This is a genomic window from Polyangium jinanense (assembly GCF_028435365.1).
This window is the reverse complement of sequence record NZ_JAGTJJ010000004.1, coordinates 63,618-86,281: the sequence shown is the minus strand read 5'-3', so window position 1 is coordinate 86,281 and position 22,664 is coordinate 63,618. Positions and strand designations below refer to the sequence as shown.

Below are 22,664 nucleotides of genomic sequence, written 5' to 3'. Positions count from 1 at the left end.
ATCGATGACGGCGGCGCTCGACGATGTGGTCTCCATGGCGGTCTTCGCGCGGGTCGTGGAGGCGCGCTCGTTCACGGGCGCGGCGGCGCTCCTCGGCCTCTCCAAGTCGGTCGTGAGCGCGCGGATCTCGGGGCTCGAAGAGCGTCTCGGCGTCAGGCTTTTGCATCGCACCACGCGGCGCCTCTCGCTCACGGAGGAGGGCGCGCGGCTCTACGAGACCTGCGCGCGGCTCGTCTCCGCGGCGGACGAGGCGCAGGGCGTGCTGGAGAGCGCGTCGGCGGAGCCCGAGGGCCTCGTGCGCGTCACCGTACCGGTGGGTACGGGAATCCTGCAGTTTCCGAGCATCCTGCGCGAGCTGCACGAGCGATATCCGCGCCTCGTGATCGAGCTCTCGCTCTCGGAGCACCGTGTGGACATCGTCGCGGAGGGGTACGATGTGGCCATTCGTGTCGCCGACACCCTCGAAGACTCGGCGCTCGTGGCGCGCCGCATCGGCTCCGTGCGGATGATCGTTTGCGCGTCGCCCGATTACCTCGATCGTCGCGGGAGGCCGGTCTCCCCGCGGGATCTCGTGCACCACAATTGCCTGCGCCTCTCGCCGGTCCGGCGCGAGTGGTCCTTTCGATGCCCCGGCCGCCGCACGCAAGTCGTGCCCGTCACTGGGACCCTCATCACCGACAACATCGCCGTTTTGCGCCAGGCGGCGCTCGACGGCATCGGCGTCGCGCGGCTGCCCTTGTCGTATGTCGCGGCCGACATCGAGGCGGGCAGGCTGCGCCGTGTCTTGCCGGAGCACGCGCTTGGCGAGACGAACGTCTTCGTGGTGCACCCGTACCAGAGGCACATGCCGACGAAGGTGCGCGCGTTCGTGGATTACGTGGTCCAGCGGTTCCGTAGCGCGAGCGACGAATAGTCTACGCTTCCCGCTCGCCCTATCGTTTTCTCGCCATGCCCTGGAAAAAGTACCTTCTCCTCCCGCAGCTCCTCTCGTACGCCGCACGCGCGCCCCGCGATCCGGCGAAGGCGTGGGACCGCTTCTGGAGCGGCATCCGGCGCACGGGGAACCACGGGGAGGTGCTTTGGGACACGGAGGATCCTCGTGAAATCGAGGAGATCCTGAAAAGAGTCACCACGCATTTCGCGGTCGACCTCCCCGTCATCGACATCGGCTGCGGCAATGGCAGGTTTTCGCGGCTCCTCGCCGCGCAGTATCCCAAGGTCGTCGGCCTCGACGTATCGAGCCACGCTATCGAGATGGCGCGCGAGGAGTCTGCCGGGATCGAGAATCTCTCTTTCCACGTCGCCGACGTCAGCGTCCCGTACGCGCTCCGATGGCTCGTGGACGAGCTCGGAGAGGCCAATGCCTTCATGCGCGGCGTCCTCCACGTCCTCGATCCGAAGCGCCGCGCCGTCGCGATCGAAAACATGCGCGACGTGCTCGGCGCGCGGGGCGTGCTTTATCTATCGGAGAGCAGCATCGACGGCGATCCGCTCGATCACATGGTGCTGCAGGGCGCGACCCCGACGTACATGCCCGAGCCGGTGCGCAGGGTCGTCGCCGCCGGCGTAAGGCCGCCGTCGCGCTTCGGCGACGCCGAGGTGCGCCAATACTTCCCCGGCGCCGCATGGGAAATCCTGGAGAGCGGCCCCACGGTCATGTACACGCTACCGCTGCGAACGCCCGATGAAATCGAGGCGCTTCCGAGTTATTTCGCGCTCGTGCGCCGCCGGGGATGACGCCTACTTCATTCGAGGCACGTACCGCTCCACCGATCCGTACTGGTTCGGCCACCGCATCACGTATCCCTGCTCCGCCGCCGCGTGCCGCGTCCAGTAGGGATCGAACAGGTGCGCTCGCGCCAGCACGCAGAGATCGGCCCGTCCCGCGGCAATGATGCTGTTCACGTCGGCATAACTCTGGATGTTGCCGACGGTCATCGTCGGCACCTTCGCCTCGAGCCGCACGAGCTCGCTGAACGGCGTCTGGAAGAGCCGCCCGTACACCGGCCGCGCCGACGGATCGGTTTGCCCCGCCGATACATCCACGATGTCGACCCCGTGCTCCTTCAGCGCCACGGCGAGCTTGATCACGTCCTCCGGCGTGATTCCGCCCGGCGCCCAGTCCGTCGCCGAGATACGCACGCTCGTCGGTTTGTCCTTCGGCCAGGCCGCTCGCACCGCGTCGAAGACCTCCAGCGGGAACCGCAGGCGATTCTCGATCGAGCCGCCGTATGCGTCGGTCCTCCGGTTCGTGATCGGCGACAGGAAGCTCGCGAGCAGATACCCGTGGGCCATGTGCACCTCGACGAGGTCGAAGCCCGCCTCGTCGGCCAGTTTCGTCGCCGTCACGAAATCGGCCTTCACGCGGTCCATGTCCTCGCGATCCATCGCGCGTGGCACGGGGCTATGCGGCAGATACGGAATCGCGGACGCGGCGAGGAGCGGCCATCCGCCCGATTCGAGCGGCTGATCCATGCCCTCCCACATCCGCTTCGTCGATCCTTTGCGGCCCGCGTGGGCGATCTGCACGCCGATTTTCCCCGTGGAGAACTGATGCACGAAATCGGTGACACGCCGCCACGCGGGCACGTGGCCCGGGCGGTAGAGGCCCGTGCATCCGGGCGTGATCCGGCCTTCGGCGCTGACGTCGGTCATCTCGGCGATCACGAGCCCCGCGCCGCCGACCGCGCGGCTGCCGAGGTGCACGAGATGCCAATCGTTCGGCGCGCCGTCCTCCGCCGAATACTGGCACATCGGCGAGACGACCACGCGATTGTCGAGGAGCAGCTTGCCCAGTCGATACGGCGTGAACATCGGCGGCGGCGGCTCCTTGCTCTCGATCCGCACGCCCGATTGCGCTTCCGCCTTCGCCGCGACCCACGCGTCGACTTCGCGCACGAGCGCCGGATCCCGCACCTTCAGGTTCTCGTGCGTCACGCGCAGGCTACGCGTCAGCATGCTGAAATTGAACTGCAGCGGCTCGAGATCCATGTATCGCTCGGTGTTCTCGAACCACTCCAGGCTCACCTGCGCCGCGCGCTGGAGCGTCTCCACCTTCGGCCGCCGATCCGCCTCGTACGCGGCGAGCGCGTCGGGAAGGCGCGCGTGCGTATCGAGCGCGTCCGCGAGGCTTATCGCATCCTCCAGCGCGAGCTTCGTCCCGGAACCGATGGAGAAATGCGCCGTATGCACGGCGTCCCCCACGAGGACCACGTTTTCCCAGGAAAACCGCTCGTTGTAGATCGTGGGAAAACTCCGCCAGACGCTCTTGTTCTTGAGCAGCCGGTGCCCCTTGAGGCGCGGCGCGAAGAGCTTCTCGCAGTATGCGAGCGTCTCGTCCTCGGTCGCCCGATCGAGCCCGGCGCGGCGCCACGTCTCCTCGCGGCACTCCACGATGAACGTCGATCGTTCGGGCTCGTAACGATAGGCGTGCACCCGGAAGAGGCCGTGCTCGTTTTCGTCGAAGTAGAACGTGAACGCGTCGAACGGGAACGTCGTGCCGAGCCAGACGAAGCGGTTCGGCCGCCCGTCGATGCGCGTGCCGAACTGCGGCTTGTACAGGCTCCGCACCGCGCTGTTCACGCCGTCCGCCGCGACCACGAGATCACTCGCGCGCCGGATCGCCTCGAAGTCCGTGGCCTCGTGCTCGAACCGGAGCACGACGCCGAGCTCCTCGGCGCGAGCCTGCAGGATGGCGAGCAGGCGCTGGCGTGACAGACCGCTGAAGCCGTGCCCGGTCGAGACGAGCCGCTCGCCGCGGTAGAACGTGTGGATGTCGTCCCAGTGCGCGAGGCTCCTCCGGATCGCGTCGTAGACGGGCCTGTCGACGCCCTCCAGGTTGTCGAGCGTCGCGTCGGAGAAGACCACGCCAAAGCCGAACGTGTCGTCCGGCCGGTTGCGTTCGAGGACCACGACCTCGCGCGAAGGGTCGCGCTTCTTGGCCAGGATGGCGAGGTAGAGGCCGCTGGGTCCGCCGCCGATGCACGTGATCTTCACCGTCGATCCTCCGGTTCCTGCCGCGGAGGGGAGACCACGATGGCGAAGACGTCAAGGGGTATGGTAGACGCTGGAGCCATGACCCGGTGCGTTGTGCTCGCCACCTCGCTTGCCGCGCTGTCGGCGTCGTGCGCCTCTGCGCCGACCGCACAGAACAACGGCAAACCCGTGCCGTCGCCCGAGCCGTCCGCGGTCGCGTCCGCACCCGCGCCCCGCGAGCCCTCGCCACTCGTCAGCGTGAGGGCCCCGGACAAACTCCCCGCGAACGTTTTGATCGACGGCAACCTCGCCGAGTGGGGTTCGCTCCTGCCGCCGCCCGAGGGGAATCAGCCTCCGGCCGGCGCACCCTCGCACCTCGCGTTCGCGCTCACGAAGGACGGCGCATTCGTCGCGGCGGAGCTCGCCGAGCTCTCGAAAGACGGGATCTGGCTCGCCTTTGGGTTTCCTCCCTCGACGCCCGCTTCTTCGTCCGGCGTCGAGGCGCACGAGGCGCGATTCGTGCGGATGTTCCGGCTCGACAAGAGTGGCCTTTTTCAGGTGAGCGAGAGCGGCGCGCTCGTCCCGGTCCCGCACTCCGTCACGACCATGGCATTCACGCCGCGCGCAATGACCATCGAGGCACGGATCCCCGTCGCGGCGTATCCCCGCGCGTCGGCGGCGCCGATCCCCGGGGCGCGGGTCCAGGTGATCGCCGCGACGACCTCCACGCCCCCGAAGATCGACGGAGCAAAATGGATCGACGTCACCGCGCCCGAACCCGTGGCGTTCGAGCCGCACGCCGAGCTACGGGCCGCTGTCTACCGGCAGAATCTCGCCGAGAGAAAGCCGCTCGGCTTGTCGTATTCCCCCGCGGACCCGGGCCATATCGAGACGGTCCGTCATCCAGGCAAGGACACCTCCTCCGTCGTGACCTCGGAGTCCCCTCTTTACGTGCCCCAGCGGACGCTCGGCGATGTCGAGATCGGATATACGTCCGCCGTTTTGCCCTCCGTCGCCGTCTTCAAGGGGGGCGCGTTCGTGGATGTCATCGACGTCGCGGACATCGGGGAGGAGCCGATGGGCATCGTCGAACGAAACAAGCAGATTCACGTCTTCAGCTATTCGCAGACGAACGAGCTCGACGCCGCGGGCTTTCAGGCAGGATGGTCGGTCGTCGCCGTGGCCGAGGACGGCTCGATTTCGTATCCGTTCAACGCGGAGACGGGGGTCGGTCGCTGGGAGAAGGTCTACGAGATTCATTCGGACAAATTCGATTGGTTCGGCATGCGAGGCGTGCCCCGCGAGTATGCGGACGAGGAGACGCCACGGGCGATCGAGATCCTGTGGCGCTTCGACAAGCAGTTCGGCGGCTACATGCCGACGACGCGCCCGCTCACGACGCTGCCGCCCCCGAAGCCGAAGCCCGGCAAGAAGCCTTGATCCGACGGCCGGAACGGCGCCCTTGCGGCGCCTTCACGACTTTGCCATCCTGCCGCCCATGAACGGATCGCCCCGCCTCCTCCCGTTTCTCGTGATCGCCGCGCTCGGCCTCGCGGCTTGCAAGGACGACAAGCCCGCGTCAACGAAGGCCGATCCGGCCGCCGCGGCGAACCCTCACGCCGCCGACGAGTCCAAGCCCCTCGAGGTGGGGGATGCCGCGCCCGACATCACGCTGAAGCTCACGGACGGCAAAGAGGTCAAGCTGTCGAGCCTTCAGGGCAAGCAGGTCCTCGTGTATTTCTATCCGAAGGACGACACGCCGGGGTGCACCATCGAGGCGCAGGGCCTGCGCGACGGCTGGGCCGATATCCAGGCGGCCGGGCTCGAGGTGTATGGCGTCTCGACGCAGGACGCCGAGAGCCACAAGGCGTTCATCGAGAAATACAAGCTGCCGTTCCCGCTCGTCGTGGACACGGACGGCGCCGTGACCAAGGCGTTCCGCGTGCCGACGCGGCTCTCGTTCGCCGCACGGCAATCGTTCTTGATCGGGAAAGATGGGAAGATCAAGCACGTGTGGCTCGAGGTGGATCCGAAAGAGCACGCCTCGACTGTGATCGCCGCCGCGAAGAGCTGATATGAAAAAGGGGCTCGGCGCATGCCGAGCCCGGGCAGGGCCGCGAAGACGAAGAAGTCAGATCGGGAAGAAATGGCGGAGCCATGCCACGATCATCCCGTGGTAATGCCACGCGAGCGATACGCCGAGCGCGACGGCGGCAAGCACGAGCACGATGCGGCCCACGGGCGGCCGGTCCTCGCCGGAGACGAAGACGGGCAGGACGCGGAGCTCGCGTACGCTGCCCCGCGGCAATGGCGGCACGCGCGTGAAACGGAGGCTCAGATTACGCCGGAGGTAAATGCGGACGTTGAACGCCCAGCCCGATGCTTCGAGCAGCGCCGAGACGTCACGTTTGCGGAGCTTGAGCCAGCCGAGAAAACCCGAGACCGTCATCACCCCGAGCGCGACGCCCGCCACGGCGAGCAGGGCATTCAGCGGGTTCGTATTCGAAAGCGTCTGCAACGCGAACGCCGCGGCCGAGCCGACGGCCGCGAATGCGATGCCGCCGCCCACGATCGATCCTTGCGCCCCCGGTGCCACGAGGGGCGGCGCGACGGGCGCGACCGGCGGCGGGGGCGGCGCGGCGGGCGGGCTCTTCGGCGGCGTGAGCTGCGCGTCGACCCGATCGGAGACGCTTTTCTCCATGGCCTCGAGCTTCGTGCCGAAGAGCTTCGTCATCTTGTCGCCGACGAAGTCGCGCAGCTTCACGAAGGGCGCGAGCGCGGCTTCTTGAATGGAAATGGGCTTGACGATCACGTCCGTGACCTTCGCGTCCCATTCCTTGCCGTCGCGATCGTAAAACACACCGCGCTTGCCCACGGCGATGCCGCGGCGCGAGCCCGAGGTCACGCCGGCGGCGACGTGCATCGTCTTCCGTTCGTCGCCCTCTTTGCGCGAAAGCTCGACGTACGCGACGAAGATGTTGCTCGTCTCCGCGATCGGCCGGTGCTCGGCCTTGTCGAGGACGCGCACGCAGAGGTTGATCTCGCGGCCATCGAGCACGAGCGTGCCGACCTCGAACAGGCACCGCCCCCCTGCCGAAAAGAGCGCCGGAAAGCTCACCATGTTGTTCGCGAGATCCAGGATCCACCGCTGCAGAAGCGCGAGCTTTTCCAGATCGGAGAGCCCCACGAGCTCGGCCGAGGCCTTCTCGTCCTCGTTCACGAGCGCGCGCAGCGCCGCGGGCAAGGGCCCTTCGAGCAAGGCGCGGAGCTCCGCGCCCGCGAGTCCGCCCGGCAAGGACGCGGGTTTTTTCGACTGCCACGCTCGATACGGCTCGAAGAGCGCGCGGACCCGCTCCCAGCCCTTGCGATCGAGCTTCTGCACGGGCCCCGGCTCGCCGAGCGCGCGCGGCAAGACCTCGACCGAGAGCCGCCGCGCCTCGTCCGCGAAGAGCGAATTCACCCCGGATTCGAGGTCGAGCACGCCCGAGCGGTCCGGCGGCCCGAGCGCGGCCTCGCGCAAATAGCCCCGGATGGCCGCGGGATCGTTCACGTCGAGCGCCGCGAGCCGCTCCGGCTTGACGGCGAGCCGATCCTCCGCGACCGGGCCTTGTCCCAGCAGATCACATTGCGCGAAGAATTGGTCGAGCTTGCCCGCGAGCCCGTCCACGACCTCGAACGCCGCCGCGGTGGCTTCGCCGAATGGCAAGACGAGGCTCGTCTCCGCGCCCGTGCGGAGCGCGCCCGCCGCCTCCCACGCAAGCGCCGCGTGGCCGAGCGCGAGGAACGCGTCGAGCTTCGCCACGCTCACGCCCACCTCGCCCGAGAGATCCATCACGCCGCCCGTCGCCTCGATGATCAGCGCCGCGAGGCGCGCGAGGGCCGCGTCCTCGATTTGCGTGGGCGCCACGATACCATCCCCGTTCGGGGATTTTCGCGCATATCCGTCGCGAAACGCGCGAATGTCGGCGAGCGAGAGCGTCGCCCCGGGCCGGGCGGCCTGGCCGCTCGCCTTGATGCGTTTTTTCGCGAGGGCGCGGAGGCGCGCCGCGTCGGGCTGCGAGGGGTCGAGGTCGTCGAGGTGAACGGTATCGGTCCGCTCGGCGATGCGGCTCGTGTTCCGGAGGCGGGCGCGCAGCCAATCGTGCGCGGCGAGCAGCTCCTGCACGCGAATGCGCCCGTTCCCGTCGATGTCGACGTACCGGAGCAGCGCCTCGTCGCAGAGGAGCTGGTCGATGGGGACGCTCGTCGAGGACCAACGGGCCGCCGGGAGCGCGTGGATCTGCGCGAGGTCCTCGGCCGTCTCCAGCTTGAGCTGAACGAGGCCACGATAATCGCTGAAAATGAAGGGCGCTCTTGCCACGTAGAGACGCTCTTGCCACGGTTTTTCGGCACCGGCAATGTCATGACGCTCGAAACGTGGGCCGATTCACCGTCATCGGCTTGGCGACGTCATCTACGCGAGATCCGTACGCGACACACGTGGGGTATCTCCAGGCTGGATATTTCCCGGAATGAGCGGCGGCGAAGGGCGAACGCGGGGAATGGATACGAACGCGGCGCCTCGATCGCGCTGTTTTCTTGACTTTCGGCCCTGCGTCTCGTAATGCGGGCATATCCATGCCCAGCGAAACGCGCACGTTCGTGCTCCCGGGTAGGCCCTCGGCCATGGGGGCTCTGCGCGCCGATCGTCGCATCGGGCGACGCGTCGCAATGGGCGCGTGCCTCACCGCGGCCCTCGGCGCCCTGGCCCGGTACACCCTCTTCTCGGGCGCGGCCGCATCCGCCGAGCGTCGTGCCGCAGAGAATGTCTTTCTTGCCGCCCGTGAGGCCTCCCGTGCCCTCGCCGAGGGGCGATTTTCGTCCGCGACGTGGCAGGAGCTCGTGGAGCAGGCCTTCCGCGGCGTCACGCCGGAAGAAATCGCCCGCGCCATCGACATCGAATCGCTCCTCGCGCGCGCGCCCGCGGCGAGTCGCGGCGCCGCGGTCGTACCGTTCTCGACCACGCTGCCCGGAGACGACGGTCCGCGGCTCGTGACGAAGCTCTTCGTCCTGCGCGCCGGCCGGGCGAACCCGCCGCACGCGCACGACAACATGGTCTCGATGCATTACGTGCTCCGGGGTCGATTCCGCGTCCGCCATTACGATCGCGTGCGCGACGAGCCCGGCGGTATCGTCCTCCGGCCCACGATCGATCGGGTCCTCGGCCCGGGCGAGGCGACGAGCATCTCCGACGAGCGCGACAACGTGCACTGGCACGTCGCCGAGACCGACGGCGTCCTGCTCGACGTGCTTTGCGCCGATCTCGAAGGCCGGCCGACGGACACGCACCTCGTCGATCCGGTCCGCGCCGAGCTCCTCGAAGGAGGCCTGCTCCGCGCGCGGCGCCTTTCCACCGTGGGAGAGGCGCTCGAGCGATTCGGCTGAGGGGACGTTCCCGACGATCCCCACGCCGCCGCGGCGTCCGGGCCGCCTTCACCCGTTCGCGCGGGGCGCGCGGCTCCGTCCTCGATCCGGGCGCGCGGCGCAGGCGGGGCGGTATGGTTTCTCATTGCACGGCGTGCGTATGTCCGCGGACCGAAATACGTTCGCGGCCGTGGTGCGTAGCCGGCGTGCGACCCCATATCGCACGCTTCCGAACGACCACGGCGCGTCATCCGCGCGGCCGCGACCTTGCAATGCTTCGGGTCGCGCGGCCCGCCGGCGAGCCGCTGCTTGATGTAATGAGACGCCGGCCCTTCTCGCGTCGATGTTTGACGCGAGAGGAGGCAGAGAACCGAAAAGGGGGTTTTCATGAAGAAGTCGCTCGGGATCCTTTCCGCCGCATTCGCTTCTGCCATGCTCCTCGCCGCTTCCGGGCAGGCGCTTGCGGGTACGGGTGCTTGGGGCGTCGATGATGACGGGTTCGGTCCTGGATATTACGGCGGATATGGATACGGCGGACCTGGCTATCGCGGCGGGTATGGATATGGATACCGCGGGTACGGCCCCCGCGGCGGGTACTACGGCGGCAAGGGCCGGATCTACGACTGGGGCGGCGGCTACGGCTACGGCGGCTATGGGCCTTACGGCGGCGGCTGCGCCCCCGGCGTCGACTGCGGCCTCCCCGGCCCCGTCGACGATCTCGTGTTCGGTGACGTCGACGTCTGCTTCGACGGCCAGCAGATTTTCTGCCGTTTCGCGGTCGACGAGTGCCTGGAGGACGAGATCGAGATGTACGCGTTCCTCACGGGCGGCGCGACCTGCGGCGGCGCCGGCGGCGGGTGGTACAACAAAGACGCGTACTTCAGTGACGTCCAAGTCGGCGGCTACTACGCCACGCCGCTCCAGGGCAACATCTGGCAGGGCGCGCTCGATCTCAATGACTACTACGGCGATTTCTGCGACGGCGCCGGCGCCTACGCGGGCGGCCTCGATTTCCGCCGCATGAGGCTCTACATCGCCGGTCGCGAGTTCGCGTTCAACGACATCGGGCCCTGCGGCGCCGGCTGGGACTGATCGAAGGCGCCTCGCCTTCGGCAAACCCGAAGACCCCCGTGGTCCCCGAGCTCGTGCTGGGCTCGGGGACCCCTGGGAAGGCGCACGGGCCCGGGTCCGTCCGCTCGTTTCACCGGGCGGTCGGACTCGACGTCCGAGTTCGGTGACGTGCGCCCCGAAACCGACTAGAACACGCGCCATGACGCAGCGCGCCCCCCGCGTGGGGATCATCATGGGCAGCACGAGCGACGCGCCGACCCTGCGAAAAGCGGCCGAGATGCTCGATCGCCTGGAGGTGCCGTACGAGATGCGCGTGGTCAGCGCGCACCGCACGCCGGACCTCCTCTTCCGTTACGCGGAGGAGGCCGAGGCGCGCGGCCTGCAGGTGATCATCGCCGGCGCGGGCGGCGCCGCGCACTTGCCCGGGATGGTGGCCGCGAAGACCGTCCTGCCCGTGCTCGGGGTGCCGATCCTCTCGCACGCCCTGCACGGGCTCGACTCGCTGCTTTCCATCGTGCAGATGCCGGGCGGCATCCCGGTCGGGACCCTGGCGATCGGGGACGCGGGCGCGAAGAACGCCGCGCTCCTCGCCGCTTCCATCCTCGCGCTCACCGACGCCCCGCTGCGCGAGCGCATCAAGGCCTTCCGCGCGGAGCAGACCCGGGCCGCGCTCGAAAGCGAGGTTTGACGACGTGACCTCCGGCGGCCCCATTCTCCCCGGACGCACCGTGGGCATTCTGGGCGGCGGACAGCTCGGCCGCATGTTCGCGATCGCGGCGCGGCGCATGGGCTACCGCGTGCACGCGCTCGACCCCTCGCAGGACGGGCCCGCAGGCCAGGTCGCGGACGTCGAGGTCGTCGCGCCGTACGAGGACGTGGACGCGGCGCGGCGCTTCGCCGAGGCGGTCGACGTCGTGACGTTCGAGTTCGAAAACGTCCCCTCCGAGACGCTCGCCGCCGTCGCCGAGCTCCGGCCCGTGCACCCTTCGCCGGCCGTGCTCGATACGTGCCGCCACCGGCTGCACGAAAAGCGTTTTCTCGCGAAAGGCGGTTTTCCCGTGGCGGGCTTCGCCGAGATCCGGACGGAGGACGATCTGCGCGAAGCACTCGTTCGTCTCGGCACACCGGCGATCCTGAAGACGGCGGAGTTCGGATACGACGGCAAAGGCCAGGTCCGGATCGACACGCCCGAGGCCGCGGGCCGCGCGTTCGAGGCGCTCGCCGGAAAGCTCGGCGTGCTCGAAGCGTTCGTCCCGTTCGCGTGTGAGCTCTCCGTGGTCGTCGCGCGTTCGCGCGAGGGAGACATCGTCCCCTTCGAGGTCGCCGAGAATCGGCATGCGCGGCACATCCTGGATGTCTCGCTCGCGCCCGCGGGCGTGCCCGCGATGGCGCGGGCGCGCGCGACGGAGCTCGCCTCGGACATCGCGAAGGCGATCGACCTCGTGGGTGTGCTCGGCGTGGAGATGTTTTACCTGCCAAACGGCGACATCGTGGTGAACGAGCTCGCCCCGCGGCCGCACAACTCGGGGCATTACACGTTCGACGCCTGCGTGACGAGCCAGTTCGAGCAACAATTGCGGGCCGTCTGCGGTTTGCCCCTCGGCGAGCCCACGCTGCTCCGGCCCGCGGCCATGGCGAATCTGCTCGGGGACCTCTGGGCGCACGGCGAGCCGCAATGGGAGCGGGTCGCGGCGTTCCCGGACGTGAAGATTCATCTGTACGGAAAAACCGAGGCGCGCCCGGGTCGGAAGATGGGGCACCTCGTGGCGATGGCAGAGACCGCGGAGAAGGCCGCAGCGCGGGTGCTCGCGGCGCGCAGCGCGCTCGTCAGCGGCCGATCGGGGGAAGGCCCGGGCCCGTGAGCAGGTGGCGGACCCAGGCCTCGTTGGCCTCCTCGGTTCGCCCCGCCGCTTTCTCCCGCGCGTGATCGTCCGCGTAGCTCTGGACGTACCCCGCGTACCAGACGAACACCTGCCCGCGGATCTTCTCGACCGCGCGCGTGGCGAGCGCGGCCTCGATGTCCGCGTCGGACGGGACGCGCAGAGGGTCCCCCGCGGCGACCTCCCGGCAGCGACCCGACTCGGCGCGGAAGGTCTCGTCCGTCGCGCGCGTCGTGATCGGATCCGGCGGCAAGGTCACGGCGTTCGCGTCGCCGAGGACGTGGGCGCGGAGCGCGAGTGAAGTGGCCGCGCTCCACGTGTGCAGCTCGACGCCGTAGTTGTGCGTGCAGATGCGATCGACGAGGACCGTCGTGGGCGTCCTGCGGAGCTCTGCGACGGCGCGGTCCCAGGTGTCGCGCTCGTTCGAGACCTTCTGCTGCGCGTCCGTGAACTCCTGCTCCCGGCGGTCGAGCTCTCGTTTCGCCTCGTCCTCGCGGGTCTCCGCGTCTCTCCGCGCGCGTCGCGCCTCGTCGTACCGATCCGACTCGACCTTGCAGTCGGCGGGCGGCTTTTGCGTCGCGCGGCACTGATCGAGCTCGCGGTCGAGGCGCTTCTCGTCGGCCTTGGCGCGGTCGTGTGCGTTCGTCGCGAACGAGAGGGCGCGGCGCGCGTCCTCGACGATCTTCTTCGCGCGGCGGGCGTTGCTCTCCGCGGTGCGCGCGCGCCGTTCGGCTTCGTCGACCTCGCGCGAGGCGGCGTCGTAGGCGGGGTTCGGGAGGCGATCGGTGCCGCACACGTAATCGCAGGTGCGAGCTTGCGTGGCGACGTCGTGGCCGCGGTTGATGGTGTCGAAGGCGGCCTGGATGCGTACGCCGGCGGCGTTCGGCGGCGGCTCTTGAGCGGTCGCGACGACGAGCCGCGCGCGCGAGTCGCCCTTCCACCGGAGGAGCTCGGACGCGACGAGCGCGGAGACGCCGCTCGCCTTCGTGTCCGCGGGTTTTTCGATCACGAGGTAGAAGCGGAGCTCGTCTTCGAGCGCGCGGCGAATCTCCTCGGCGCGTTGCTTCGCGTCGCGGAAGCCTGGGCGGGCGGCCTCGACGTCACGGAACGCGAGCACGGCGTTGCCACGTTTGCCCTCGGCGGCATACTTGAGGGCGCGGTCGTAGGCGCGTGTCGCCATCCGATCGAGGATGCGACCTTCGAGGACGGCGGCGGCCTGATCGTTCGGGTCGCATTTCCGCGCCGCGCGCGCGAGGGCGAGGGCCGCGTCGTCGTGGCCGCTCGCGAGCAGCTCCTCGGCGCGCTTGAAGACGGCGGCGCGCGCCTCGACGTAGGCGCGGCGCGCCTCCTGGTTCACCGGATCGAACAGGGCCGCGTCGCGCGCGAGGAACAGCGCCTTTTCGAGCTCTCCGCGCGAGAGCGCCTCGCGGCTCTCGACCGTGCGCGCCTCCGACTGCTTGCGCCGCGCGCTCGCGAGCCTGCGCTGCGCCTCGGCCTCGTCCGGATCGATGCGTGTCGCGCGCTCGTACTCCGCTGCCGCCGCGTCCCAGTCGCCGGCGCGGGCGAAGGTGTCGCCGCGCTCCATCGCGCGCTTGTAAGCGCGTCCGCAGCCCGCCGCGGAGAGCGCGAGGGACACGGCGAGGAGCAAGGCAGGGAGGGCAGGGCGGCGGTGGAGCCTTCGCATTTCGATCGGAACGACGCTCCTCGACGTATGGAATTCGTGCGCGCGGGCGTCAAGAACTTGCGGCGGCGCCGCGGCGGGCGCGGGGATTCACGCCTGCATCCGTGAGAACGAGCGTACCGCGAGGGTACCGAGCAGGGCGAGCGTCCCGAGCACGACGCCCGCGTCGAGCGGGATCGGGAAATGGTGCACCCCGACGCAGAGGCCCCGCGTCGCGTCAACCGCATACGACATCGGGTTCAGCCGCACCACGGCCGCGAGCGCGGGCGGCAAGCCTTCGAGTGGGTAAAGCGCGCCGGAGAAGAAGAACACCGGCTGGATCAGGAAGTTCACGATCCCGCCGAAGCCCTCGAACGTCTTCATGCGCGAGGCCACGGTGATCCCGAGCGCGCTCACGGACATGCCGAAGGCGACGAGCACGGGGATCGCGAGGAGCGCGCCGAGCGGATCGATCCGCGCGCCAAAGAGCGGCGAGACGAGGAGCACCACCGAGACCTCGATGAGCGCGGTCACGCTCGCGGAGATCATCTTCGCGAAGACCAGCGTGGCGCGTGGGACGGGCGCGACGAGCAGCTCCTTCAGGAACCCGAACTCGCGATCCCACACGATCGAGATCGCGGAGAACATGCTGGAGAACAGCACGGCCATCGTGGCCACGCCGGGCACGAGGAAGGAGACGAAGTCGACGCCGATCGCGCCGGTGTCGAACGCTCGCCGAAGCCCGAAGCCGACGGCGAGGATCCAGAGCAGCGGCCGCACGAGCGTCGCGACGAGGTTCTGCCGGTCGCGCAGGAACTTCACGACGTCGCGGCGGGCGAGGTGGTAGACGACCTCCGCGCGCATGCTCATCTCCGCCGCGCCATGGCGCGCATCGTGTCGCGTCCGGCTTCGCCGTTTCCGTTCCGGATCTGACGGCCCGTGAGCGCGAGGAACACGTCGTCGAGCGTCGGGCGGCGCACGGCGATGCCCGTGACGGCGACGCGCACCTCGGACACGAGACGCACCACGAACGCCTCGCCGTCCTCCACGCGGAAGCAGAGCCCTTCCTCCGTCCGATCCGGCGTGAGGCCGTAGCGCTCGGCGAGCACCGCGCAGAGCGCCGCCGGCTCGTTCGTCCGTACGAACACCACGTCCTTTCCGACGGCGCGCTTCAGCGCCTCGGGGCTGTCCTCGGCCACGATCCGCCCGTGATCGATCACCGCGATTCGATCGCAGTTCTCGGCCTCGTCCATGTAATGGGTCGTCAGGAACAGCGTCATCCCGTTCCGGTCGCGCAAGTCCCGCAGCACCTCCCAGGTGGCTTTCCGCGTCTGCGGATCGAGTCCGGTCGTCGGCTCATCGAGGAAGAGCACGCGCGGGCGATGCACGAGGCCGCGGGCGATCTCGAGCCTGCGCTTCATGCCGCCCGAGAACGTGCGCACCAGATCTTTTCTTCGATCGGAGAGCTCCACGAACGCGAGGGCCTCGTCGAGGCGCGCGCGACGCTCGGCGCGGGGCACGCCGTACACGACGGCGTGCAGCTCGAGGTTCTCCTCTGCGGTGAGGCGATCGTCGAGGGACGGATCTTGAAAGATCACGCCGATCGATCGCCGCACGTCCTCGGGGCGTTTCGTGACGTCGAAGCCGGCGAGGCGGAGGGCGCCGCTCGTCGGCGCGAGCAGCGTGCAGAGCATCTTGATCGTCGTGGTCTTGCCGGCGCCGTTCGGCCCGAGAAACCCGAATATCTCGCCTTCCTGCACGGTGAAGCTCACGCCGCGGACGGCCTCGACGTCGCCGAAGCGCTTCGAGAGGTCGCGGACCTCGATCGCGGGGGAGAGGCTCATCGTGCGCGGATAGGCCGGAGGGGGCCGTCTTCATACGCCCTGCAAGCCGAGGGCCGCAAGGGCAGGCGCGCGGAACGCCCGGGGCGCGCGACGCTACCGGAGGGGCGTCCGCTCGTAAAGCGGAGGCGCGCCGTGGTCGTCCCCTGTCTATGACGAACAATGTCCTATCGTGATTCTGTCGCATTTTCGCGGCAATCGCGGAACACGGTTCGCCATTGCGGAACGCTGTGTCGAACAATGTCCGACCCACCTGAATCGTCAATGGACAATCGCGTCGAATGGCCGCACATTGGACGAACCAATCGCGACGCGGTCGCGACGAATCGGAGGGCTTGGGCATGATCGACAACAGGATCGAGGTCGTCTTTTCTTTCGACACCACCGGCAGCATGTACCCCTGCTTGACGCAGGTTCGCCGCAAGGTCGGCGAGACGGTGCGGCGATTGATGAAGGAGATCCCGGGGATCCGGATCGGCATCATCGCCCACGGCGATTATTGCGACGCCGGTTCGACGTACGTGACGAAGGCCCTCGATTTGACCGACGACGGCGACGCGATCGTGCGTTTCGTGGAGAAGGTCGGCCCCACGGGCGGCGGCGACGCGCCCGAGTGTTACGAGCTCGTCCTGCACGAGGCGCGGTCGATGTCGTGGACCAAGGATTACACGAAGGTCTTCGTCCTCATCGGCGACGACGTGCCACACGGCCCGAACCAGAACCCGAAGAAGCTCGATTGGCGCAGCGAGGTCGACGCGCTCGGCGCGGCCGGGATTCCGGTCTACGGCGTGCAATGCCTGGGCCGCCGTCACGCGACGCCGTTTTACGCCGAGCTCGCGCGAAAGAGCGGCGGCTTCCACATCGGCCTCGACCAGTTCGCCTACGTGACCGACATGATCCTCGCGGTTTGCTACAAGCAATCGTCCGACGAGAGGCTCCAGGATTACGAGCGCGAGGTGAAGAAGCAGGGCCGCATGAACCGCGGCCTCGACAAGATGTTCGGCACGATGATGAAGCGCGAGGCGTCCGCCGAATACGGCGACACCGACCTGCGCGCCGTGCCGCCCGGCCGGTTCCAGGCGCTCGAGGTGGACCGCGACATGCCCATCAAGCAGTTCGTCCTGGAAAACGGCCTCACCTTCAAGGCGGGCCGCGGCTTCTACGAGTTCATGAAGACCGAGACGATCCAGGGGCACAAGGAGGTGGTGCTCATGGACCGCAAGACCGGCGATCTCTACAGCGGCGAGCGCGCCCGCGAGATGCTCGGATTGCCGCCCGGCGCGACCGTGCGCATCAAGCCCGCGAGCCTGGAGAAATACGTCGTGTTCGTGCAGAGCACCTCGTACAACCGCAAGCTCATCGGCGGCACGCGCTTCCTTTACGAGGTCGAGGACTGGGCCAAGGCCGAGGCCGCCTGAAACGCGGATCCGCCGCCGGGGACGCATTTCAAAGCTCGGGCTGTATGCCTCCTGGGTCGGCGCCGGACGTGCTTACGTTTGCCGAAGACCGTCCCAGGAGGCAAACATGCGCCGAAACCTTTTCCTGATTTCCGTGATCACTGGTTTTGGCGTGGTGGGGTTCATCCCTTCCACGGCCCGGGCTGGCCTTTCGGTGAACGCCGACATGAACGTGGGCGTCGTGACGAGCGGCGGAGGCCCCCTCGGCGATGTCGGCAGCGGTATCGGCGGTCGGATCGGATATCGTGCGAACCTCGGGCCGTTCGCGATCACCCCGGAGCTCGGGGGATCCTACCTGCGCTTGAATGCCGTCGAGACCCCGATGCGCGGCGTCGCGGGGGCGCGCCTTTCCTTGCGCGGCGTGGTGCAACCCTCGATCTTCGCCCATTACGGGCTCGCGCTCGTGCAGCAGGATGTCCGCGGACCCACGTACGACCTGGGCGGAGCGGTCGATTTCAGCGCGTCGATCGTCCGGGTCGGCGTGCACGCAGGGTACGTGGCCGTGCAGAGCACGACCGATCGCGGGATCTATTCGGTCTACACGCCCCTCGAATGGGTCGAGCTCGGCCTGCACGCCGGGCTCGGGTTTTAACGGAACAGGTCTTCGAGCGCCTCGAGCTCGCCGGAATCGAGCCACACGCCGCGGCACTCGATACACGTGTCGACCATCACCTCGGAACCAAAACCCCAGTTGCGCGCGGCCATCTCGCCGCCGCAGGCCGGACAATCGAGCGCGGCGGCTTCGGCCTCCCCTGCGGCGCTGCGCTCGCGGGCGCGCGCGTAGACGCGCTGAACGGCCGTCGTCGGGGCGTGGGTCGGCTTCGTGTCGCCGTGGGCCGCGGCCGTTTGAATCTTGGCGAGCTCGCCGTGGTCGAGGAACACGCCGCCGCATCCGCTGCAGCGATCGATCTCCACGCCGGCCTCGTGGGCGACGGCTTCGAGCCGCTCACGCCGGTGATGGCGCTGTTCGGCGCCGCGGTAGGGGTCGTTCGTCATCTCGATCTTGCAACGAGGGCATTCCATCGGTTCCCGATGTTACCAGAACACGCGCCGCTTCCGGAAGCGGCGGTCGGCAAGCTTATTTCGTTCGCCTCGCCGGTACGTTATCGTTCGCCGCCGCGCATGGATCTCGATCGCCACCTCCGCGCCCTGCTCGCGCCCCTCGCGCCCGGGGACGAGCTCACGAACGGCGCGCGGATCACCGCGCTCTCGACCGAGCTCGGGCTACGCGTGACCGTCGACATCGGCGGGCGCGACGTGCACCTCGAGATCGCCCGCGTCGAAGACGGAGGCCGTTTCGCCGCGCGGACCGAGCGCCTGCTCTTCCGCTACCGCGACGGCGCGGGCCGCGGCGACGTCGATCCCGCGCTCGGCCTCGCGCTTTGCAAGGCCCTCGCCGCGCGCGCATCCGCGAGCGAGCGGGACGTGCTCGCCGCGATCGAACGCGAGGCGTTCGAAGCGCGCGAGCTCGAAGAGGCGGGTGCGCGCGTGCGCGAAGTACGCGTCAGCAGCTTGCTCACCGCGGCCGGCGCGCCGGGCGAGCGGCACCATACCCTGAGCCCGTACGTCGGCTGCCTCGTCGGGTGCCGCTTTTGTTATGCGCAGACGCGTGTCGTCGAGTCGCGCCGCCTCGCTCGTTTGCCCGAGGTGCCGTGGGGCTCGTACGTGGACGTGCGCATCAATGCACCCGAGGTGCTCGCGGACGAGCTCGAACGGCTCCCGCCGTGGCCGATCAAGTTCTGCCCGATCGTGAGTGATCCGTACCATCCGATCGAGCGCCGTTATGGCCTCACGCGCGCGTGCCTCCAGACGATCGGGGCCGCTCGCTCGGCGCGCCCCGTCCTCGTGCTCACGCGCTGCCGCCTCGTCGAGCAGGATCTCGCGGTGTTCGCCGCGCTCCCCGAGGCGTGGCTCGGGGTCTCGATTCCCACGGTCGACGAAGAGGTCCGCCGATTCTTCGAGCCGCGCGGGGCGAGCATCATGGAGCGGCTCGACATCCTCTCCACCTTCTCCCGGCATGGCGTGCGCACGTTCGCCGTCGTCCAGCCGATCCTCGAAGGATCGATCCCCGCGCTCGCGGACGCGCTCGCGCCCGTCGTTCGTTCGGTCAGCATCGACGTGCTGCGCGGCGCGTTCGGGGCAGAAGCGGAGTTCTCCGATCCGCGGTTTGCCCGGACACGCGATCCGGCGTGGCAAGCGGCGCGCGCCGAGGAGCTCGCACGTGAGCTTTCGGCGCGCGGGATCCCCGTATGGAGCGGGGAGTTGCCGCCGGGCATGAAGATCGAATGAAATCGCGGAGATCCGGTTTCTGCGCCTTGCACGCCCCGGACCCCGCTGCTATCAACGTCCTCGCGCGCCGCGCGTCGACCTGTCCCCCCCGAGGTCCGCGTGGCGCGTTTTTTTTGCGCCTTCCAGGGGGCGATCTCACCGGGCGTTCCGAGCGGTGACGGGCGATTTTTGACGCGCCGGGCGCTTTGGACCCGTTACAATCGGTCCGTCGAGAGGCACCGATGCGTATTGCGCTCCTGTATCCCCCGCCCTGGAAGATCCCGGCTCGCGGCGAGCCGTACGACGCGCGCGGCGACGGGCCGCCCGCCGAGTACCGCGAGGGGGATCTCGACGCGGATTTCTACCAGATCCCGTACGGCCTGCTCTCGATCGCGGCGCAGGCCATTCGCGCCGGTCATCAGGTCAAGGTCCTGAACCTCTCGGCGATGACGTGGGCGAAGGTCGAGGAGGTGCTCGCCACGCTCGACGCCGATCTCTACGCGATGTCGTGCTGGACCGCGAACCGCCGCGGCGTCGCGCTCGTCGCGAAGGCGATCCGCGCGCGCCGGCCGAAGGCGCCGATCGTCGTCGGCGGCCCGCACGCGAGCCCGTTCGCGAAGGAGATCCTCGAACATTGGCCCGAGGTCGACGTCGCCACGGTCGGCGAGAGTGAAGTCACGTTCCTCGAGGTCGTGGATCGCCTTTCGGCGGGCCGCAGCCTGCGGGGACTTCCGGGCGCGGCGTATCGATTCGAAGGCCGCGTCGAGATGGGCCCGAGCCGCGCCTCGGTCGAGGATCTCGACACGCTCGCCTCGCCGCATTCGTTTTTCGACACGCACATCCTGATGACGTCGCGCGGCTGCCCGTGGGCGTGCACGTTCTGCGGGGCGGAGAACACCTGGGGGCGCGGGTTTCGTGGGCAATCGGTGCCGTACGTGCTCGACGTGCTCGAAAAGACGGTGGCGCGTTTGCCCGTGAAGATGATCCTCGTCAAGGACGACACCTTCACCACGAACCGAAAACGCGTCCTCGACCTCTGCCGCGGCATCCGGGAGCGGAACATTCGATTCCTGTGGAGCTGCGACACGCGCGTCGACGTGCTCGGCGAGGAGCTGCTCTACGAGATGCGCCTCGCGGGTTGCGAGCGGCTCTCGCTCGGCGTGGAGAGTGGCTCGCCGCGGATCTTGAAGGCGGTCGACAAGAAGATCACGGTCCAGAAGATCATCGATTCGACCGAGCTCGCGAAGAAGTACGGCATCAAGGTCCGCTATTACATGATGCTCGGCAACCGCGGCGAGACGGCCGAGACGTTCCGCGAGACCCTCGCGTTCCTCGACCGCGCGCGGCCCCATCAGTACATTTTTTCGTGCCTCTCGATTTACCCGGGCACGCGCGATTACGAGGAGGCGACGGCCTCCGGCTGGCTCGATCCCGAGGTCTATTTCAGCGGCGATTTCCAGGAGCTCAAGGTGCCGTTCGATGCCTCCGAGGAGGACACGAAGCTCATGAGCGACTGGTTCCGCGACAACAGCGGCCTGCGCGAGCATTACCGGGAGAACGCGGCCGAATGCGAGGCGATCCTCGGGCGGCTCCGCGATCACGCGCCGGCGCATCTCGACTGCGCGAGCGCCCATTACCGGGAAAACAACCTGGATGCGGCCGAGCGGCACGCGTCGCGGGCGCTCGAGCTCGGGCATCCCTTGCCCGGGCTTTGCCTGAACATGCTCGCGGTGATCGCGGCCCGGCGCTCCGCGTGGAAGAACATGCAAGACCTCTTCACGGAGGCCTGGCGCAAGGATCCGCAGCACTGGGTGCTCGTGCGCAACGTGCAGAAGGTGAAGGCGTGGCTCGATCAGGCGGGGCCGCTCCGGGGCACGCCGCTCGAGCTCGAAGCGAACAACGATTTTCAGCTCCTCGAACGGACCGTGCAGCCGATGCTCCCGGGGCCGCTTTCGGCCGATTACGGGGTCTGGAGCGCGCCCGCGCCGCGCGCCCAGAATCCCGAGATGCGCGCCCCGCAGACGGGCAGCCACGCCTCGTTCCAGCCGCGGAATCGGCTCCGCGTGGTCACCTGAGCGCCGCGGTTCAGTTGCAGCTCGCCTCCGTGTCGCCGCCGAAGACCGTCGTCCAGTACACGCCGTAATCGCCGCCGTCGGTCGCGCGGCCGATGCCGATCACCTTGTACGAGCTGCCGAGCATGTTCGCGTTGTGCCCGGCCGAGTTTTTCCATTGCGTGAACGTCGCGTCCGCGGTGCCGTTGCCGGCGGCGATGTTTTCGGCCATCGCGGTCTGCAAAGGACACGCGTGGTCGTAGCAAGCGTCGCACGCGCGGTCGCTGAAACTCGAACCATTCTTTCCATCGTGCGAGAAGTAATTCTGGTCGCGCATGTCCTCGCTGTGCCCCTGCGCGGCGCGGTTCAGCGAGGTGCACGCCGCGAGCGGCGGGAGGCCATTCTGCGCGCGGTAATCGTTCAGGATGCCCAGAAAGCCTTGCTCCTCGGCGTCGAGGGCGGTCGTGGCCGGGCCGGCGCCCAGGCACGCCTCGCAGGCGCCGCAATCGGTGGCGCAGGTCATGCACGTCTCGCCGCCGCTGCAAACGCCATTGCCACAACACGCGCCGCAATCCATCGGACACGTCTCGCAGCTCTCGCCGCCGCCGCAAACCTTGTCCCCGCAGCCGGCGCCGCCGCCCGAGCTCGCCGTGGACGAGGCCCCTCCGCCCCCGGCGCCTTGCCCCGCGCCGCCTGCGCTTGCTCCGCCGCCCGCGCCGCCCACGCCCGCGCCGCTCGTCCCGCCTTCGCCGCTGCTCGCAGGGCCGTTTCCCACGCCCGCCGAGCCGCCGTCACCTTCGGCAGGCCCTTCGCCACCGCCTGCTCCGCCGATAACGCCGGTGCAGGCGCCGACCGCGAGAATCGAAACGAGCGCGAGGGAAGCCGTGACGAAAGCCGAGCGACTTTGCATGGCGCCGATTCTACGTCGGGTACGGCGCGCGCCTCCATCGAGAAAAGGAACGATTGCGTGCTTCGCGGGCGGTATCGGTTTGCCGGCGGCGCATTTTTCCGGTAGCGGAGCGCTTTCCGGGGGAACATGCGGCGGCAAGCCGCGTGCA

General features: G+C 68.7%; 19 protein-coding genes. 12 read left to right on the top strand and 7 right to left on the bottom strand.

The genetic code is table 11. The features are described 5' to 3' along the window. The first annotated feature begins 4 nt into the window (after nt 1-4). Entirely contained in the window at nt 5-913 is a 909-nt protein-coding gene (locus KEG57_RS11630; RefSeq protein ID WP_272420051.1) for a LysR family transcriptional regulator, read from the top strand. 35 nt (nt 914-948) lie between these two features. Then, nucleotides 949-1,737 carry a class I SAM-dependent methyltransferase gene (locus KEG57_RS11625; protein ID WP_272420052.1) on the top strand — a complete coding sequence of 263 codons (789 nt, stop codon included), beginning with the start codon at nt 949-951 and terminating at the stop codon, nt 1,735-1,737. A gap of 3 nt (nt 1,738-1,740) precedes the next feature. On the opposite strand, the gene KEG57_RS11620 is transcribed toward KEG57_RS11625, so the two are convergent. Continuing rightward, complete coding sequence (locus tag KEG57_RS11620) at nt 1,741-3,996, bottom strand: bifunctional salicylyl-CoA 5-hydroxylase/oxidoreductase (protein ID WP_272420053.1); 2,256 nt, start codon at nt 3,994-3,996, stop codon at nt 1,741-1,743. Nucleotides 3,997-4,074: 78 nt separating this feature from the next. Here KEG57_RS11620 and KEG57_RS11615 point away from each other — a divergent pair, with 78 nt between their 5' ends. After that, on the top strand, nt 4,075-5,415 hold the full coding sequence (locus KEG57_RS11615; RefSeq protein ID WP_272420054.1) for a hypothetical protein: 1,341 nt from the start codon (nt 4,075-4,077) through the stop codon (nt 5,413-5,415). A 58-nt stretch (nt 5,416-5,473) separates the two neighbouring features. Beyond that, nucleotides 5,474-6,049, top strand: a complete 576-nt coding sequence (locus tag KEG57_RS11610; RefSeq protein ID WP_272420055.1) for a peroxiredoxin — start codon at nt 5,474-5,476, stop codon at nt 6,047-6,049. A 57-nt stretch (nt 6,050-6,106) separates the two neighbouring features. On the opposite strand, the gene KEG57_RS11605 is transcribed toward KEG57_RS11610, so the two are convergent. Beyond that, nucleotides 6,107-8,335 (bottom strand): hypothetical protein, encoded by a 2,229-nt coding sequence (locus tag KEG57_RS11605; RefSeq protein WP_272420056.1) that lies wholly within the window; start codon nt 8,333-8,335, stop codon nt 6,107-6,109. A 305-nt stretch (nt 8,336-8,640) separates the two neighbouring features. Between KEG57_RS11605 and KEG57_RS11600 the strand changes: the two genes are divergently transcribed. The 4 genes from KEG57_RS11600 to KEG57_RS11585 all read left to right on the top strand — a co-directional run bounded on the left by KEG57_RS11600 (nt 8,641) and on the right by KEG57_RS11585 (nt 12,311). Beyond that, entirely contained in the window at nt 8,641-9,399 is a 759-nt protein-coding gene (locus KEG57_RS11600) for a cupin domain-containing protein (protein WP_272458474.1), read from the top strand. A 366-nt stretch (nt 9,400-9,765) separates the two neighbouring features. Further along, nucleotides 9,766-10,470: a hypothetical protein gene (locus tag KEG57_RS11595; RefSeq protein ID WP_272420058.1), complete on the top strand. Its 705-nt coding sequence runs from the start codon at nt 9,766-9,768 to the stop codon at nt 10,468-10,470. A gap of 178 nt (nt 10,471-10,648) precedes the next feature. Further along, nucleotides 10,649-11,137, top strand: a complete 489-nt coding sequence (gene purE / locus KEG57_RS11590) for a 5-(carboxyamino)imidazole ribonucleotide mutase (protein WP_272420059.1) — start codon at nt 10,649-10,651, stop codon at nt 11,135-11,137. 4 nt (nt 11,138-11,141) lie between these two features. Next, entirely contained in the window at nt 11,142-12,311 is a 1,170-nt protein-coding gene (locus tag KEG57_RS11585; protein WP_272420060.1) for a 5-(carboxyamino)imidazole ribonucleotide synthase, read from the top strand. Here the strand turns inward: KEG57_RS11585 and KEG57_RS11580 are convergent. From KEG57_RS11580 to KEG57_RS11570, 3 genes are all read right to left on the bottom strand, one after another. Continuing rightward, nucleotides 12,277-14,013 carry a tetratricopeptide repeat protein gene (locus KEG57_RS11580; protein ID WP_272458473.1) on the bottom strand — a complete coding sequence of 579 codons (1,737 nt, stop codon included), beginning with the start codon at nt 14,011-14,013 and terminating at the stop codon, nt 12,277-12,279. The genes KEG57_RS11585 and KEG57_RS11580 overlap by 35 nt on opposite strands. Nucleotides 14,014-14,100: 87 nt before the next feature. Continuing rightward, nucleotides 14,101-14,853: an ABC transporter permease gene (locus tag KEG57_RS11575; RefSeq protein WP_272458472.1), complete on the bottom strand. Its 753-nt coding sequence runs from the start codon at nt 14,851-14,853 to the stop codon at nt 14,101-14,103. A 2-nt stretch (nt 14,854-14,855) separates the two neighbouring features. Beyond that, the gene (locus KEG57_RS11570; RefSeq protein ID WP_272420063.1) at nt 14,856-15,833 is read right to left on the bottom strand and encodes an ATP-binding cassette domain-containing protein; all 978 of its coding nucleotides are present in this window, start codon (nt 15,831-15,833) and stop codon (nt 14,856-14,858) included. A 338-nt stretch (nt 15,834-16,171) separates the two neighbouring features. Between KEG57_RS11570 and KEG57_RS11565 the strand changes: the two genes are divergently transcribed. Both KEG57_RS11565 and KEG57_RS11560 read left to right on the top strand, forming a co-directional pair. Then, on the top strand, nt 16,172-17,248 hold the full coding sequence (locus KEG57_RS11565; protein ID WP_272420064.1) for a vWA domain-containing protein: 1,077 nt from the start codon (nt 16,172-16,174) through the stop codon (nt 17,246-17,248). A 106-nt stretch (nt 17,249-17,354) separates the two neighbouring features. Then, complete coding sequence (locus KEG57_RS11560) at nt 17,355-17,879, top strand: hypothetical protein (protein ID WP_272420065.1); 525 nt, start codon at nt 17,355-17,357, stop codon at nt 17,877-17,879. Here KEG57_RS11560 and KEG57_RS11555 read toward each other — a convergent pair. Continuing rightward, nucleotides 17,876-18,310: a TFIIB-type zinc ribbon-containing protein gene (locus KEG57_RS11555; protein WP_272420066.1), complete on the bottom strand. Its 435-nt coding sequence runs from the start codon at nt 18,308-18,310 to the stop codon at nt 17,876-17,878. The genes KEG57_RS11560 and KEG57_RS11555 overlap by 4 nt on opposite strands. 9 nt (nt 18,311-18,319) lie before the next feature. Here KEG57_RS11555 and KEG57_RS11550 point away from each other — a divergent pair, with 9 nt between their 5' ends. Together KEG57_RS11550 and KEG57_RS11545 are read left to right on the top strand one after the other, a co-directional pair. Then, the gene (locus tag KEG57_RS11550; RefSeq protein ID WP_272420067.1) at nt 18,320-19,576 is read left to right on the top strand and encodes an SPL family radical SAM protein; all 1,257 of its coding nucleotides are present in this window, start codon (nt 18,320-18,322) and stop codon (nt 19,574-19,576) included. A gap of 221 nt (nt 19,577-19,797) precedes the next feature. After that, nucleotides 19,798-21,630: a B12-binding domain-containing radical SAM protein gene (locus KEG57_RS11545; RefSeq protein ID WP_272420068.1), complete on the top strand. Its 1,833-nt coding sequence runs from the start codon at nt 19,798-19,800 to the stop codon at nt 21,628-21,630. A 10-nt stretch (nt 21,631-21,640) separates the two neighbouring features. Here the strand turns inward: KEG57_RS11545 and KEG57_RS11540 are convergent, their stop codons facing one another. Further along, nucleotides 21,641-22,516, bottom strand: a complete 876-nt coding sequence (locus KEG57_RS11540) for a CAP domain-containing protein (RefSeq protein WP_272458471.1) — start codon at nt 22,514-22,516, stop codon at nt 21,641-21,643. Nucleotides 22,517-22,664: the final 148 nt, after the last annotated feature.